We start from the raw sequence: 14,193 nt of genomic DNA on the forward strand, positions 1-14,193 counted from the left end.
ATGGCGGCGGCGCGCCGCTCCCCCGCGGCGCGCCGCCGCCATGGGGCTCGGTGCGGGCGGTGCGATGCGGCAGGAGGTCTACCGCGACGACCGGCCGCTCGGTGACTGGTCCGAGGAGCCGGCCGGCCGGGTGTTCGTGCACCTGGTCACGCCCCCGGAGTGGCGCCGGATCACCGGCGAGGCGCCCCCGCCCTCGCCGGTCGACCGGGCGGCGTACACCCGGGCGGGCCTGCCCTGGTACGACTACTACGATGCGGACGCCGAGGACCTCGCCCCCGCGGACGCCCTGGAGGCGGTCGAGCCGGTCGGCGCGTGGCTCGGGGACGACCTGGACCCGTGGCAGGCGCCGTCCGCCGGCCAGGTGACGCCGCTCAAGGACGCGCCGGGCACACCGGTCGAGGACGGGGAGTGGTAGCGGCAGAAGTTGCACGCGGTGCAACGCCCTTTGCCCGGCTTGCCCTTGGCGGTACGGGCAGGTCAAGGTGGCAGTCACGAGCGGGGCGACCGACGACCTGAGGTGCGGGATGGACACGGAGGCACGAACGGCGGGAGAGGGATCTCTCCCGCCCCGGCGGGACGGCGGGCGCGGCTGGACCAGACGCCGCTTCGTCGGTGCGGTGGCCGGCACGGCGGCCGTGGTGGCGGTTCCGTCCCCGGCCGCCCCGCCGGCCGACACCCAGACCCCGAAGAGCGAGCCGGACGCCGCCCCACCGCCCCGGAAACCGTCCGGCCCGCGCCCGCTGTACGTGGGCACCTACACCTCCGTCGACGGCGGCGGCACCGGCATCGGCCTGGCGTCGTACGACCCGGAGTCGGGCCGGATCACCGGGGCGGGCACGCTCACCGGGGTCCCCGACCCGTCGTACCTCGCCGTGCATCCGGACGGCCGCACGCTGTACGCCGTGGACGAGCGGCAGGACGGCGGGGTGACGGCCGTGCGCCTCGCGGACCGGCGGATCCTCGGCACCCGGAGCACCGGCGGCGCAGCGCCCTGTCATCTGTCGGTGCACCCCACCGGCCGCTGGCTGCTCAGCGCCAACTACGGTTCGGGCAGTGTCGCCGTGCACCCGATCGACGCCTCGGGCGCCCTGGGCGAGCGCACCGACCTGGTGACGCACGGGTCCCCGCCGCCCGGCCCCGGCCAGCAGGGCCCGCACGCCCACCAGATCGTCACGAGTCCCGACGGCGGGCACGTCCTGGCCGTGGACCTGGGCACCGACACCGTCTACAGCTACCGCCTCGACCGGACGAAGGGCACGCTCACGGAGGTGTCCCGGGCGCAGACCCGTCCCGGCGCGGGGCCGCGCCATCTGACCTTCCATCCGGGCGGCCGGTACGCCTATCTGGCCAACGAGCTGGACGACACCGTGGCCGTGTGCGGCTACGACCCGCGGTCCGGCCGGCTGCGCGTCGGCGATCCGCAGCCGACGGGGTCGGAGGGCGGCACGAACTATCCGGCGCAGATCGTGGTGGCGGCGAACGGCCGGTACGCGTTCCTCGCCAACCGGGGCCACAACAGCCTCGCCCGGTACGCCGTCGAGGCCGGCGGGGCCCGGCTGCGGCTGCTCGGCACGGTGCCGGTGGGCGGGGACTTCCCGCGGCAGATCGCGTGCGCGCCCGACGGCCGGCTGCTGTTCGCGGCGAACCAGCGCTCCGGCACCGTCACCGTCTTCCGCGTCGACCCGGACAGCGGGGAACTCCGGCCGGCGGGCGAGCCGTTCGCGTCACCCGTCGCCGTCTGCGCGCTGCCGCTGTAGCGCGCGGGGGCAGGCGGCGGCGCTGGCCTGGGCCAGCAGGGCGTGCATGCGCTCGGTCAGCTGGGCGACGTCGTCGGCGGGCGTGTGGAAGGGCAGCCGTACGTCGCCGTGGGCGCGGGTGCGTTCGATGCGCAGGGTCAGGCCGTGCCGGTCGACGGCGAGCGGCGCCACCCGGGTCGCGGCGTGCAGGCTCTCGGGGCGCACCAGGCGGGTGAGCCGCTCGACGGCGTCCGGGTGGGCCTCGGCGAGGTGGGTGAGCAGCCGGGCCTCGGCGCCGGCGAGGGGGTCGGGCCGGGCGGCGGTGAACTCGTCCAGGTCGACCACCACGGCCCCCGCGGACTGGCGCAGCACCACGCGGGTGGGCTGGAAGAGGAGGGTGCCCTCCGACGGGGCGAACCAGCCGGAGAGCCAGAGCCGGGCGCGGATCCGGTGGCGTACCGGTACGGGGGCGACGTCGGCGAACTCCAGCAGGGCGGAGGGCTCTTGGCGGGGGGCGCACAGGACCGCCCCGAACAGGGCGCTGTCGTCGGGCACCGCGAGCCGTACCGCGCCGTCCTCGGTCACGGTGTGCGCACCCACGTACTCCTCGCGCGCGCCGTCCGCGGTCACCGCGCACGACCACGCGGCGGCCAGTACCGAGCGTGCCCGTTCCGCCGCGCCGGGGGCGGCCGTCCAGTCCTGCGTGTCACCCATCCCGAGACCTCCTTAGGTAAGCCTTGCCTAACCTATCGAAGATCGGGGCGCACGCCAACCGCGTCACGCCTACGAGCGAAGTCATCGGATTTACGACAGGACACCCAGCAGCGCGCGGGCACACAGATCGCGCACCTGCTCCCGGCTCAACGCCCCTTCCCCGCGCAGCCATTCGAGGCAGACCGCGGTGGTGAAGGCGAGCCAGCCGCGCACCGCGAGACGCACCTGGGGCGCGGTCTCTACGGCGGGCCCGAACTCGGGGTCGGCGGCGAGCGCGGCCAGGATCTGCTGCTCCTGGGCGGCGAGCGCCCGCTGGTAGACCCGGCGCACGGCCTGGTCACCGGCCGCGTCGGCGCGGTGGAAGGCGCGGAAGCCGTGGGCGTGCTCCTGGACGTAGCCGAGGTAGGTGTCGAGGCCGGCGGTGAGCTGCTCGCGCACCGGCACCCCGGGCACGGCGGCCGTCATGCGCAGCATCCGCGCGCTCTCCCGCTCCACGACGGCGGCGAAGAAGTCCCGCTTGGTCGGAAAGTAGTGGTACAGCAGCCCGCGCGAGACCCCGGCGATCTCGGCGACCTGCTCGATCCACACCTCGTCGTAGGGGCTCTCCGAGAACAGCCGCGCGCCGACCGACAGCAGCTGCTCACGGCGCTCCCCGGTGCTGAGTCTGCGCCGGGCGCGCTCCCCCTGGTTCGCGGGCATGGCGTCACTTTACTTGACGTCGGTTCAACAACGGGATCACACTGAACCGCGTTATTGAACCCACGTACAACACGCGCACGTCACTGCTTCAACCATCCGCTGGGTCAAGGGAGATCGCGTCATGGCGGAGACGACGGAGACCAGGGCGACCGGGCTGCCGAAGGGTTTCCGGAGCGCCGAGCAGGGCTGGCCCGAGCTGCACCGCATCCCGCACCCGCCGCGCCGGCTGCCGCTGCTCGGCGATGTGCTCGGCGCCGACCGGCACCGGCCGATGCAGGACTCGATGCGCTTCGCGCGCGAGCTGGGGCCGATCTTCCGGCGCCGGGCCTTCGGCAAGGAGTTCGTGTTCGTGTGGGGGGCACGGCTCGTCGCCGACCTCGCCGACGACTCACGGTTCGCCAAGCACGTCGGGCTGGGCGTGGCCAATCTGCGCCCGCTGGCCGGCGACGGCCTGTTCACCGCCTACAACCACGAGCCCAACTGGCAACTGGCGCACGACGTGCTGGCGCCCGGCTTCAGCCGGGAGGCCATGGAGGGCTACCACGGGATGATGCTGGCGGTCGCCGGCCGGCTGACCGACCACTGGGACCGGCAGCTGGCGGCCGGGCGCACGGTGGACGTGCCCGGCGACATGACCCGGCTGACCCTGGAGACGATCGCGCGGACCGGCTTCGGGCACGACTTCGACTCCTTCGAACGGGAGCGTCCGCACCCGTTCGTCACGGCGATGGTCGGCACCCTCACCTACGCCCAGCGCCTGAACACCGTGCCCGCGCCACTGGCCCCGCTGCTGCTGCGGGCCGCCGCCCGGCGCAACGCGGCCGACATGGCCTACCTCAACCGCACGGTGGACGGCCTGGTCGCCGACCGGCGCCGGACCGGCGGCGGCGAGGGGGACCTGCTGGACCGCATGCTGGCGACCGCGCACCCGGAGACCGGGGAGCGGCTGTCCGCGGAGAACGTCCGCAAGCAGGTGATCACCTTCCTGGTGGCGGGGCACGAGACCACCTCGGGCGCGCTCTCCTTCGCCCTCTACCACCTCGCCCGGCACCCCGAGATCGCCGCCCGGGCCCGCGCCGAGGTGGACCGGGTCTGGGGCGACACCCCCCGGCCCGGCTACGACCGGATCGCCAAGCTGCGCTACGTCCGCCGGGTGCTGGACGAGTCGCTGCGGCTGTGGCCGACCGCGCCCGCCTTCGCCCGCGAGGCCCGGCAGGACACCGCCCTTGCCGGGGAGCACCCGATGCGCCGGGGCGCATGGGCCCTGGTGCTGACGCCGATGCTGCACCGCGAGCCGGAGGTGTGGGGCGAGGACGCCGAGCGGTTCGACCCGGACCGGTTCGCCGCGGCGGCGGTACGGGCCCGGCCGCCGCACACCTTCAAGCCGTTCGGCACCGGCGCCCGGGCCTGCATCGGCCGCCAGTTCGCCCTGCACGAGGCCACCCTCGTCCTCGGCCTGCTGCTGCGCCGCTACGACCTGCACATCGACCCCGGCTACCGCCTGACGGTCTCCGAGCGCCTGACGCTGATGCCGGAGGGGCTACGGCTGCGGCTGGAACGCCGGCCGGCTCTCTCCCCCGACGGAGCCGCGGACGACCGACGGCACGCCCCGGCCGGACCGGCGGAGCGCGAGTCAGCCGCCCGCTGTCCAGTGCACAGGGCGGGTGACTGACGCCGGCAGACGGGTACCGGCGCTGCCCCGCGCGGCGTTCACCTGCGGCTGGGTGAGGAAGAAGGCGCCGGTGAGATCCGCGTCGGTCAGGTCGGCGTCGCGCAGGTCGGCGCCGATCAGATCCGCGCCGCGCAGGTCCGCCCCGGTGAGGTCGGCGGCGATGAGACAGGCGCCGCGCAGGCTCGTCCCGCGCAGGTCGGCGCCCCTGAGCCGGGCGCCGATGAGGTCGGCGCCCCGGCGGTCCCTGCTCCGGCCCTTCCCCTTTCCCTTGCCCTTGCCGCCGGCCGCGGCCCGGACCAGCTCACTGGTGCGCCGCAGGAGTACGCCGATCTCCTGCCGGTGCGCGGCCACGTCCAGCGCGGCCAGCTCCTCGGGGGTCTGCCGGGTGAGCCGCTCGGTCCGCTCCAGCGCCTCCCGCAGCTCGGGGTGGACGGGCCGGGCGGCGGGCAGTCCCAGCGCCTCGGTCAGGTACCAGAGCATCTCGTGCAGCTGCCGTACGACGGGGAACGCGTCGAACATCCGGCGCGCGTGCTCCCGCGGTCCGCCGCGCCAGTCCTGCCCGCCGAAGGTGACCTGGGAGACCTTCTGGCCGGCGCCGAAGCAGTCGTAGACCGTGCAGCCGGTGAAGCCCTTCTGCCGCAGGTCGGCGTGGATGCCGCAGCGGTGGTCGGGCCGGAGGTTCGCACACGGCTTGCCGGCCGGCTTGTCCGTCGCGAAGTCGGCGGAGCGGGCGAAGGGCAGGGCGACACAGCACAGCCCGAAGCACCGCGCGCAATCGCCGCGCAGGTCGGCGGAGAGGTCGGCGGAGGGGGCGACGGAGGGGTCGGCTATCTGATCCGGCATGGGGACCAGCCTACTGACCTGCGGATCCGCCACGGCCGTTGCCGTCCCTGGCCACCCGTTCGATCGTCTTGAGCGCGCGGCCCGCGCCGTCCTCGCCGGCCATGTGCCGGGCGGCCCGCGCGGCGGCAGCGGTGTACGTCTGCCGGCTCGTGACGAGGGTGAGCGCGGCGGCGAGCCGTTCGACGGTGAGGGCGCGCAGCGGGACCGGGGCGGGAGCGGCGCCGAGCGCGGCGAGCCGGGCGGCCCAGAACGGCTGGTCCGCGGTGACCGGCACGGCGACCGCGGGCACGCCCGCGCGCAGGGCCGCGGCGGTCGTGCCGGCCCCGGCGTGGTGGACGACGGCCGCCAGCCGCGGGAACAGCAGGGCGTGCGGCACCTCGCCGACGGTGAACAGGTCGTCCCCGCCGGCGGCGAGCCCGGCGGCTCCCGACTGCAGGATCCCGCGCAGCCCGGCGCGCCGCAGCGCGGCCACGGCGATCTCGCTCAGCCGGTCCCCCTCCCCCGCGGCCATGCTGCCGAAGCCGACGAGAACCGGCCGGGGTCCGGCCCGCAGGAAGTCCTCCAGGCCGGCGGGCAGCCGTTCCCCGGCGCCGACATGGGGCCAGAAGGTGCCGACGACCTCCAGGCCGGGCCGCCAGTCGGCGGGCCGGGGCACGAGGGCCGTGCTGAAGCCGTGCAGCACCGGCCAGTCCGCCCGCTCCCGGCGGCGGCGCATCGCGGCGGCGGTGAGCGGGGGCAGCCCGAGGCGGCGGCGCAGCTCGGCGACGGCCGGCGCGTAGACGCGGTCGGCCATGCGCAGGGCGAACCGGCCCGCCGCCCGGTTGCCGGCGCGGCCCAGCGAACGGGTGCCCGTGACCGCGGGCGGGAAGTCACCGGTCGGTGCGGTCGGCTGGAGGTAGACGCCGAGGCTCGGCACACCGGTGGCCTCGGCGAGATGCCAGCCGAGCGGCGCGGTCGTGGCCGACAGCAGGAGCAGGTCCGTGCCGTCGGCGACCGCGTCGGCGAAGCCCCGGCCGAGTTCGGTGACGAACGCGGCGGCCGTGCGCAGCAGGTCCCGCCGGCCGCCGGCTCCGCCGTGCGCCCGGGCGTCGGCGGGCAGCCGCCGGAAGCCCAGCCCGGCACCCTCGGCGAGGGCGGCGAAGCCGTCGGTGGCGGCCAGGGTCACCTCGTGCCCGGCGCGGGCCAGTTCGGCGCCCAGGCCGGTGTAGGGCGCGACGTCACCGCGCGAGCCGGCCGTGGCGATCAGGATTCTCATGGGTGCTCCCCGGGATCGGTGCGGGAGCCGTCACGGCGGGAGGCGTTGGCATGGATCGCCTTGCTCACATAGGCGGCGAGGCCGGGGCGTTGCTGCGACGGCGGGACGAGGAGGGCGAAGGCGCGCGGGTCGGCGGCGAGGTCGTCGGCGATGCGCCGGTGGGTGTCCGGCGGGCAGGGGGTGAACCAGCGGGCCAGGTGGCGGCGGTGCTGCTCGGCGAGGTCCATGGCCCGCTCGCCGTCGGCGGGCTCGTCGGCGTCGAAGGCGGCCAGCAGTTCGGCGCGCCAGGCGGCGGCCTCGGTCATGAGCCGCCGCCAGTCCTCCGTGGTGTGGCCCGCCGCCCGCGTCATCGCCTCGCGGTACGCGGCCGAGTCCTGCCATCTCAGCTGTGCCTCGGTGGCGTAGCTGAGGTCGAAGGAGATCTCGCCGAAGACCTCGAAGCGTTCCTCCGGGGTGAGCGTCACGCCGGTGCGCTGCACGTCGATGGCCTGCTCGGCCACCTCCGCGAGCCGTTCCAGCCGGGCGATCTCCTCGCGCAACCGCCGCTGTCGCTCCCGGAGATGGTGCAGCGCGTCGGCCTGCGGGTCGCGCAGGATGACGGCGATCTCGTCGAGCGGGAAGCCCAGTTCGCGGTAGAAGAGGATCTGCTGGAGCCGGGCCAGGTCGGCGTCCGTGTAGCGGCGGTAGCCGGCGGGGCTGCGTTCGCCGGGCGAGAGCAGCCCCGCCTTGTCGTAGTGGTGCAGCGTCCGCACGGTCACGCCGGCGAACCTCGCGACCTGCCCCACCGAGTAGCCCATGTGTCTGCCCTTTCGTCCGGTCACAGCGTTGAGCCTGACGTAAGAGGAGGGTCAACCCTTGGGCGGCCTCGGGACGGGCCCTAGCGGCCGAACACCTCGAAGGCCACCGCCGGCCGGCCGCCGAAGCGCCGGCCGGTGGCGGTGGTGGTCTCGGTGAGGAAGTCACGCACGTACGCCTCGGGGTCCTGGTCGGTCAGCGCCTCGATGTACGTGCGGTGTTCGAGCAGCGAGCGCACTGCCCGGTCCAGGCCGGGCGTGGCGTCGACGGCGTGGGTGGGGCTGCTGGAGCCGGCGACGGCCACCCAGCGCACGCCGTTCCAGGGTTCCAGGCCCTGGGCGGCGAGTTCCGGGAAGATCCAGCGGTTGCCGGCGTCGGCGGCGGCGTCCAGCGTGGCGCGGCCGACGGCGACGTGGTCGGGGGTGTTCCAGGCGACACCGCCCCAGGTGTCGCGGTGGTTGAGGGTGACGACGAGTTCGGGGCGGTGCCGGCGGATCGCGGCGGCGATGTCGCGGCGCAGGGCGAGGCCGTACTCGATCACGCCGTCCCGGTGGTCGAGGAACTCCACGGTGTCGACGCCGACGACGGCCGCGCTGGCCCGCTGCTCGCGCTCGCGCAGCGGGCCGCAGGTGGCGGGGTCCAGGGTGTCGATGCCCGCCTCGCCGCGGGTGGCCAGCACGTAGGTGACGTCCCGGCCGGCGTCGGTCCAGGCGGCGACGGCGGCGGAGCAGCCGTACTCCAGGTCGTCGGGGTGGGCCACCACGGCGAGGGCGCGCTGCCAGTCGTCGGGCAGGGGCTGGAGCGTGATCTTCGGCTCGGTCATGGCTGCACACTAATCGTCCGCCCACGTCTGCCGTCCGGCGGCTGCGGTCCGTCGTGGCTGGTCGCTCCCCCGAGTTCCCGGCTTCGCTCGAACCCGGGGACCGCCAGCGCGGCGGTTGCCGCACGTCGGCACAGCCCCGCGCCCCTCAGGGCCGCCGCCCCTGCCCGGCGTCTTTCACACCTCGTCCCGCACCAGCGCCAGCAGCCGGTCCAGTACCCGCGGTGCGCCCGCGCGCAGGCCGTCGTGCTCGTACTCGTTGGTGACCCAGGGGCGCAGGCCGCGGATCGCGGCGGCCGTCTCCAGGGAGTGGGCGGTGTCGACGTACATGTCGTCGTGGTAGACGGCCGCGGCGGCCGGGACCTCGTTGGCGGCGAGCCGTGCCGGGTCGTAGAGCGGGCCCCAGTCGGTGCGGGCGGCGAGCAGTTCGGCCGTCTCGCGCAGGGGCCGCAGGGCCGGGTCGGCGTCGAACATCCAGGGGTGGACGGTCTCCCCGGTGAACAGGACCGGGCCGTCGCCGGCGAGTGCCTTGGCGGCGTCGAACTGGGGGAACTCGGCGCGGACGCGTTCGGCGGCCCAGGCGGTGGGGCGGGCGTCCTGGCCGTAGATCGTCTCGTGGACGAGGGCGTAGAGGGGGTGGGCGGCGTACGACAGGAGGGCCTGGACCTGCTCCTGGAAGGCGTCGGCCAGTTCGAGGCCGGCCGGCGTGCGGACGAAGGCGTCCTCCAGCAGGTGGTGCAGCCGGTGGCTGCCGTCGCTCGCGCCGAGCATCAGGCCGAGGGACTGGAAGGCCTCCACCGTGAAGCGGTAGCCGTTCGGGAGGACGACGTCGTGGGTGAGGAGGTGGTCGGCGATCCGGCGGGCCCGCTCGACGTCCTGCGGGTAACGGGCGTAGTGCGCGGTGACCTTGCGCTCGATGCGCGGGTAGGCGGCCCGGTAGACGTCGTCGGCGTGGGCGTGCAGGGAGGGCAGGCCGCCGGTGACGAGCGCGGTGTGGACGCCCTCGGGGGCGAGGGAGAGGTACGACACCGTGCAGAAGCCGCCGAAGCTCTGGCCGAGCACGGTCCACGGGGCGCCGCCGGTGAGGCGGGGGCGGATGGCCTCGCAGTCGCGGACGATGGAGTCGGCGCGGAAGCGGGTGAGGTAGTCGGCCTGTGCGGCGGGGCCGCCGCGCAGCGGCAGCGTCTGCCGGGTGGCGGGCGTGGAGCGGCCGGTGCCGCGCTGGTCGAGCAGCAGCACGCGGTATTCCTTCAGGGCCCGGTCGAGCCAGGCCTGACGTCCGACGAAACGATTCGCCCCGAAGCCGGGGCCGCCCTGCAGATACACCAGCCAGGGCAGGTCCTGCCCGGCCTTGTCGCTCGCCACCGCCTCGCGGGCGTACAGCTCGATGGTCTCGCCGCCCGGGTCGGCGTGGTCGAGGGGCACGGTGAAGCGGTGGTCGGTGAGGACGACGCCGGGCTGTCGGTAGCTGAGGCTCAACGGGTCTCCTGGGACGGACGGGCTGGACGTGTCCCAGTGGAGCACATGACCGGGCGTGCGCCGAGCCCCGGGATCATGGTTTGTCACTGAACCGCCGGTCAGCACGGGGCCGGTCCCGGGTCGGCGCGGTCCCGGGCCGGCGCGGTCCCGGGCGGGGCGCGGGGCTCAGCGTGCGACGAGGCTGGAGCGGCGCACCACCAGCTCCGGCTGGAGCACCACGCGCCGGTGCTCGTGCGTCCGCTTCCCCTCGCCCTCGCCCTGCTCGGTCTCCTCCAGCAGCAGCTCGGCGGCGAGGGCACCCATGGTGACGGCGGGCTGGCGCACCGAGGTGAGGGGTACGGCGGCAGCGGCGGCGAACTCGATGTCGTCGTAGCCGACGATCGCCAGGTCGTCCGGGACGGTGACGCCCGCCGCGTACATCGCCTGGAGCACACCGAGGGCGAGCAGGTCGTTGGCGCAGAAGACGGCGGTGGGCCGGTCGGCGAGGCCGAGCAGCCGGGCGCCCGCGTCCCGGCCGGCGGCCACGTCGAGCCGTTCGGTGGGCAGTTCGCGCAGCGCCTCGGGGCCGAGCCCGGCCTCGGCGAGCGCCTGCAGCGCGCCGGTGCGCCGGTCGCGGACCTGGTTCAGGCCGGGCGGCCCGCTGACGTAGGCGATCGAGCGGTGCCCGGCGTCCACCAGGTGCCGGACCGCGAGCGCGCCGCCCGCGACGTCGTCCACGGAGACCGAGCACTCGGTGGTGCCCTCGGCGACCCGGTCCACCAGCACGAAGGGGATGTCGTGCCGGCGGAAGGCCGCGATGTTGCGGCCGGTGGCGTCGGCGGGGGTCAGCAGCACGCCCCGCACCCGCTGCTCGGCGAAGAGCGACAGGTACTCCGCCTCCTCGGCCGCGTCCTGCGCGCTGTTGCAGACCATCACGCCGAGCCCCGCCCGCCGGGCCGCCCGCTCGGCGCCGCGCGCGACGTCCACGAAGAACGGGTTGCCCATGTCCAGGACGAGCAGCCCCATGATCCGGCTGCGGCCCGCCCGGAGCTGACGCGCCGACTCGCTGCGGACGTAGCCGAGCCGGTCGATCGCGGACAGCACCCGGGCCCGGGTCTCGCCGGCGACGGTGTCCGGGCGGTTGATGACGTTGGACACGGTGCCCACCGACACTCCGGCGGCTCGGGCGACGTCCTTGATACCCACCGACTGGGCCATCGGGGTTCGGACCTCCAGGGGACGCGGATACGGCGGGACGACCTTCACATTACCGTCACGCCGGCAGGGCGAAGTCGGCCACGTGCAGCGCCGAGGGCGTCGTCCCGGTGGACTTCTCCTGGTACAGGAACGACAGGACGTGGTCCGCCCTGATCCGGGTCTCGTCGACGACGACCTCGCCGAACGCGTTCAGTCCGCCGCCGTCGAACAACAGCGTCCAGTCGGTGTACCCGGAGGCCTGCGACGCCGCGGCGATACGGCCGAAGGGGAACACGGCGTAGGCGTTGTCGTACCGGTCCAGGACCAGCTTGGTGCGCTGGCTGGAGCCGAGCGGGACCGGGATCTCGGTCTTCTGCCAGCCGCCGGAGGCGTTCTTGCGCAGGTGGAAGGCGCGTCCGTGGGCGGTGCGGTCGGCGACGTAGCCGGTGGTGCACCGGCCGAAGCGGCCGGGGACGTAACTGATGATCGCGTGCGGCCGGCCGGCCGAGTCGGTGAACTGGCTCTCCTGGTTCATCAGGGAGTGGTCCGGGCTCAGCGGGTCGACCACGAGACCGCTGTCGCCGACGCAGACCTTGTCGGGCCCGCCGGTGGTGCCGACGACGGTGCCCGCGTCGTTGCGCCAGGTACGGCCGCGGTCGTCGGAGAAGACGTAGCCGGTGTCGTGGTTGGTGATGCCGCCGCGGCTGCACATGACGGCGGCGTTCTGCTCCCGCCAGGTGAACAGGGCGTGCAGCCGGCCCCGGGTGTCGTAGTCGAGGCCGTGCAGGTACATGTTCCGGGCGGTGCTGGACCCGTGCGCGCTGGTGTACGTGCCGGTGGCGCCGGTCCACTCCCCGAGCGCGGTCCAGCGTGCACCGTCGTACTCGGCCAGGGCGCACCGGCCGTCGCCGGAGACGCCGGCGCGGTAGCTGAGCTGGAGCCGGCCCTCCGGGGTGGCGACGAACTGCGGATAGGTGAACTGCGAGGTGAGCGCGAGCCCGTCCAGGGTCGTCCGCACGGGCCCGAAGACGGACGGGGTCCAGGCCGTGCCGCCCGGGTCGTCCAGCAGCCCCGCGACGGACTTGACGTAGAAGAAGCCGTCGCTGTGGGAGTCCATGTTCAGGTGGAGGCGGCCGTCCGTGCGGGAGACGCCCAGGGAGATGACGTTGTGCGAGTCGTCGGCCTTGAGCCGGTGCGGCAGGGTGACCGTCGACCAGGTGCCGGCGCCGAGGGGCCGGCGGGCGACGACCGCGTTGCGGCTCGCCGTGTACCAGGCGGCGTACTGGTGGCCCTGGTGGGTCAGCAGGCCGTTCTTCTGGAAGGAGTTGTTGTTGACCAGGCCGTCGAAGGAGACGAAGTAGAGGGCCTGGGGGTCGAGTCGGGTGGTGCCCCGGTGCGTGACCGAGGGGCCCGGGCCGGCCGCCCGGGCGGTTCCGGCGGCCGTGACGGAGGTGGCGGCGAGGGCGCCGGCCAGCACGGTGCGTCGTCTCATGTCCGGCTCCAGGGGGTCAGGCGAGGTGGAACACTTCGGTGAGCGGTCGCATGGCCTCGTCGGGGCGGGTGCCGTCCAGTGCCTCGAAGAACGGCGCCATCTCCGCCTGCCAGCGGGCGTTGACGTCGGTGGCCGCCATGCCCGCCTGGGCGGCGGCGAAGTCCTCCGTCTCCAGATAGCCGACGAGCAGGCCGTCCTCGCGCAGGAACAGCGAGTAGTTGTGCCAGCCGGCGGCGCTCAGGGCGTCGAGCATCTCCGGCCAGACGGCCGCGTGCCGCGCCCGGTACTCGTCGAGCCGGTCCGCCCGGACCTTCAACAGGAAACACACGCGCTGCATGGAACGGCTCCCGTCGCTCAGAAGTCGAACCGGTCGATGTTGCCGGCGTCGAACACGGTCGGCCTGCCCAGGTTGATCACGCCGTCCTTGCCGATGGTGTACGTCGTGGCGCCGGCCTTGAAGGTCTCGCCCTCCTTGCCGGTGATCTGACCCGAGGCCAGCACGACCGCGGTCCGTGCGGCGAGGTCGCCGAGTCTCGCCGGGTCCCACAGCTCGAAGGCCTCGACCGTGCCGTTCTTGACGTACGTGCGCATGTCGTTCGGCGTGCCGAGCCCGGTCAGCTTGACCTTGCCCTTGTACGTGGAGCCCGACAGGTACTGGGCGGCGGCCTTGATGCCGACGGTGGTCGGGGAGATGATCCCCTTCAGGTCGGGGTGCTCCTGGAGCAGGCCCTGGGTCTGCTGGAAGGACTGCTGGGCGTCGTCGTTGCCGTAGGCGATCTCGACCAGCTCGATGTCCTGGTACTTGGGGTCCTTCAGCTCGTCCTTCATGTAGTCGATCCACGTGTTCTGGTTGGTCGCGGTCTGCGCGGCCGACAGGATCGCGATCTCGCCCTTGTAGCCGATCTGCTCCGCGAGCAGCTGCACCTCGGTGCGCCCCAGGTCCTCCGCGCCGGCCTGCGAGACGAAGGCGTCGCGGCAGCCGGGGCTGGTGTCGGAGTCGTAGGTCACGACCTTGATCCCGTTGCGCATGGCCTGCTTCAGCGCGGTGCACAGGGCGCCGGGGTCCTGCGCGGAGACGGCCATGGCGTCCACCTGCTGCTGGGTGAGCGTGTTGACGTAACTCACCTGTCCGGAGGTGTCCGTGGCGCTGCTCGGCCCCACCTCCTTGTAGGTCGAGCCGAGTTCGGCGAGCGCCTTCTCCCCGCCCTTGCCGGCGGTGGTGAAGTAGGGGTTGTTGACCTGCTTGGGCAGGAAGCCCACGGTCAGCCCCTTCTTGGTGGCGGCGTTCGGGTCGGCCTTGCCGGCGGAGGCGGCGGAGGCGTTGTCGGCCTTCACGTCGTCCTTGGTGGTGCCGCCGCAGCCGGTGAGGGCGAGGGCGAGGGAGGTGCCGGCGGCGAGGGCGGCACAGGCGCGGCGGAGGTTCGGCTTGAGCATCGAAAGGGCCCCTTGTCGAGAGGAGTGAGCGGTGCGCCCTCAGGGGGCGCGGGAAACTGCGCGGCCGGCCACGACGGA

Annotated in this window: 13 protein-coding genes and 1 pseudogene; 3 read left to right on the forward strand and 11 right to left on the reverse strand. The window is 74.3% G+C overall.

The annotated features are described in order from the left end of the window. Both CCN44_RS31630 and CCN44_RS31635 read left to right on the forward strand, forming a co-directional pair. Positions 1-415, forward strand: a pseudogene (locus CCN44_RS31630) (hypothetical protein); the annotation flags it as partial. Between the two features lie 202 nt (positions 416-617). Then, the gene (locus tag CCN44_RS31635) at positions 618-1,757 is read left to right on the forward strand and encodes a lactonase family protein (protein WP_059246756.1); all 1,140 of its coding nucleotides are present in this window, start codon (positions 618-620) and stop codon (positions 1,755-1,757) included. Here CCN44_RS31635 and CCN44_RS31640 read toward each other — a convergent pair. Together CCN44_RS31640 and CCN44_RS31645 are read right to left on the reverse strand one after the other, a co-directional pair. Beyond that, positions 1,725-2,450: a DUF2470 domain-containing protein gene (locus CCN44_RS31640; RefSeq protein WP_059246755.1), complete on the reverse strand. Its 726-nt coding sequence runs from the start codon at positions 2,448-2,450 to the stop codon at positions 1,725-1,727. The genes CCN44_RS31635 and CCN44_RS31640 overlap by 33 nt on opposite strands. A 90-nt stretch (positions 2,451-2,540) precedes the next feature. Beyond that, positions 2,541-3,149, reverse strand: a complete 609-nt coding sequence (locus CCN44_RS31645) for a TetR/AcrR family transcriptional regulator (RefSeq protein ID WP_086701515.1) — start codon at positions 3,147-3,149, stop codon at positions 2,541-2,543. A 121-nt stretch (positions 3,150-3,270) separates the two neighbouring features. On the opposite strand from CCN44_RS31645, the gene CCN44_RS31650 reads away from it, so the two are divergent. Continuing rightward, positions 3,271-4,821, forward strand: a complete 1,551-nt coding sequence (locus CCN44_RS31650; protein ID WP_086701518.1) for a cytochrome P450 — start codon at positions 3,271-3,273, stop codon at positions 4,819-4,821. Here CCN44_RS31650 and CCN44_RS31655 read toward each other — a convergent pair. From CCN44_RS31655 to rhaS, 9 genes are all read right to left on the reverse strand, one after another. Beyond that, positions 4,783-5,664 (reverse strand): pentapeptide repeat-containing protein, encoded by an 882-nt coding sequence (locus tag CCN44_RS31655; protein ID WP_086701521.1) that lies wholly within the window; start codon positions 5,662-5,664, stop codon positions 4,783-4,785. The genes CCN44_RS31650 and CCN44_RS31655 overlap by 39 nt on opposite strands. A 10-nt stretch (positions 5,665-5,674) precedes the next feature. Beyond that, on the reverse strand, positions 5,675-6,919 hold the full coding sequence (locus CCN44_RS31660) for a glycosyltransferase (RefSeq protein WP_086701524.1): 1,245 nt from the start codon (positions 6,917-6,919) through the stop codon (positions 5,675-5,677). Then, a complete protein-coding gene (locus CCN44_RS31665) occupies positions 6,916-7,716 on the reverse strand; it encodes a MerR family transcriptional regulator (RefSeq protein ID WP_086701526.1) in 801 nt (266 codons plus the stop codon). Before CCN44_RS31665 ends, CCN44_RS31660 begins: the two co-directional genes overlap by 4 nt. Positions 7,717-7,796: 80 nt before the next feature. Beyond that, the gene (locus tag CCN44_RS31670; protein WP_086701529.1) at positions 7,797-8,537 is read right to left on the reverse strand and encodes a PIG-L deacetylase family protein; all 741 of its coding nucleotides are present in this window, start codon (positions 8,535-8,537) and stop codon (positions 7,797-7,799) included. 174 nt (positions 8,538-8,711) lie between these two features. Continuing rightward, positions 8,712-10,013, reverse strand: a complete 1,302-nt coding sequence (locus tag CCN44_RS31675) for an alpha/beta fold hydrolase (protein ID WP_059246748.1) — start codon at positions 10,011-10,013, stop codon at positions 8,712-8,714. Positions 10,014-10,178: 165 nt separating this feature from the next. After that, a complete protein-coding gene (locus CCN44_RS31680) occupies positions 10,179-11,210 on the reverse strand; it encodes a LacI family DNA-binding transcriptional regulator (protein ID WP_059246747.1) in 1,032 nt (343 codons plus the stop codon). A 55-nt stretch (positions 11,211-11,265) separates the two neighbouring features. Next, entirely contained in the window at positions 11,266-12,681 is a 1,416-nt protein-coding gene (locus CCN44_RS31685; RefSeq protein WP_086701532.1) for a BNR repeat-containing protein, read from the reverse strand. A gap of 16 nt (positions 12,682-12,697) precedes the next feature. Then, positions 12,698-13,018, reverse strand: a complete 321-nt coding sequence (locus CCN44_RS31690; RefSeq protein WP_059246745.1) for an L-rhamnose mutarotase — start codon at positions 13,016-13,018, stop codon at positions 12,698-12,700. Positions 13,019-13,035: 17 nt separating this feature from the next. Further along, positions 13,036-14,115 carry a rhamnose ABC transporter substrate-binding protein gene (gene rhaS, locus CCN44_RS31695; protein WP_086701535.1) on the reverse strand — a complete coding sequence of 360 codons (1,080 nt, stop codon included), beginning with the start codon at positions 14,113-14,115 and terminating at the stop codon, positions 13,036-13,038. Positions 14,116-14,193: the final 78 nt, after the last annotated feature.

This window comes from Streptomyces tricolor (genome assembly GCF_002155905.1).
Lineage (GTDB): Bacteria > Actinomycetota > Actinomycetes > Streptomycetales > Streptomycetaceae > Streptomyces > Streptomyces tricolor.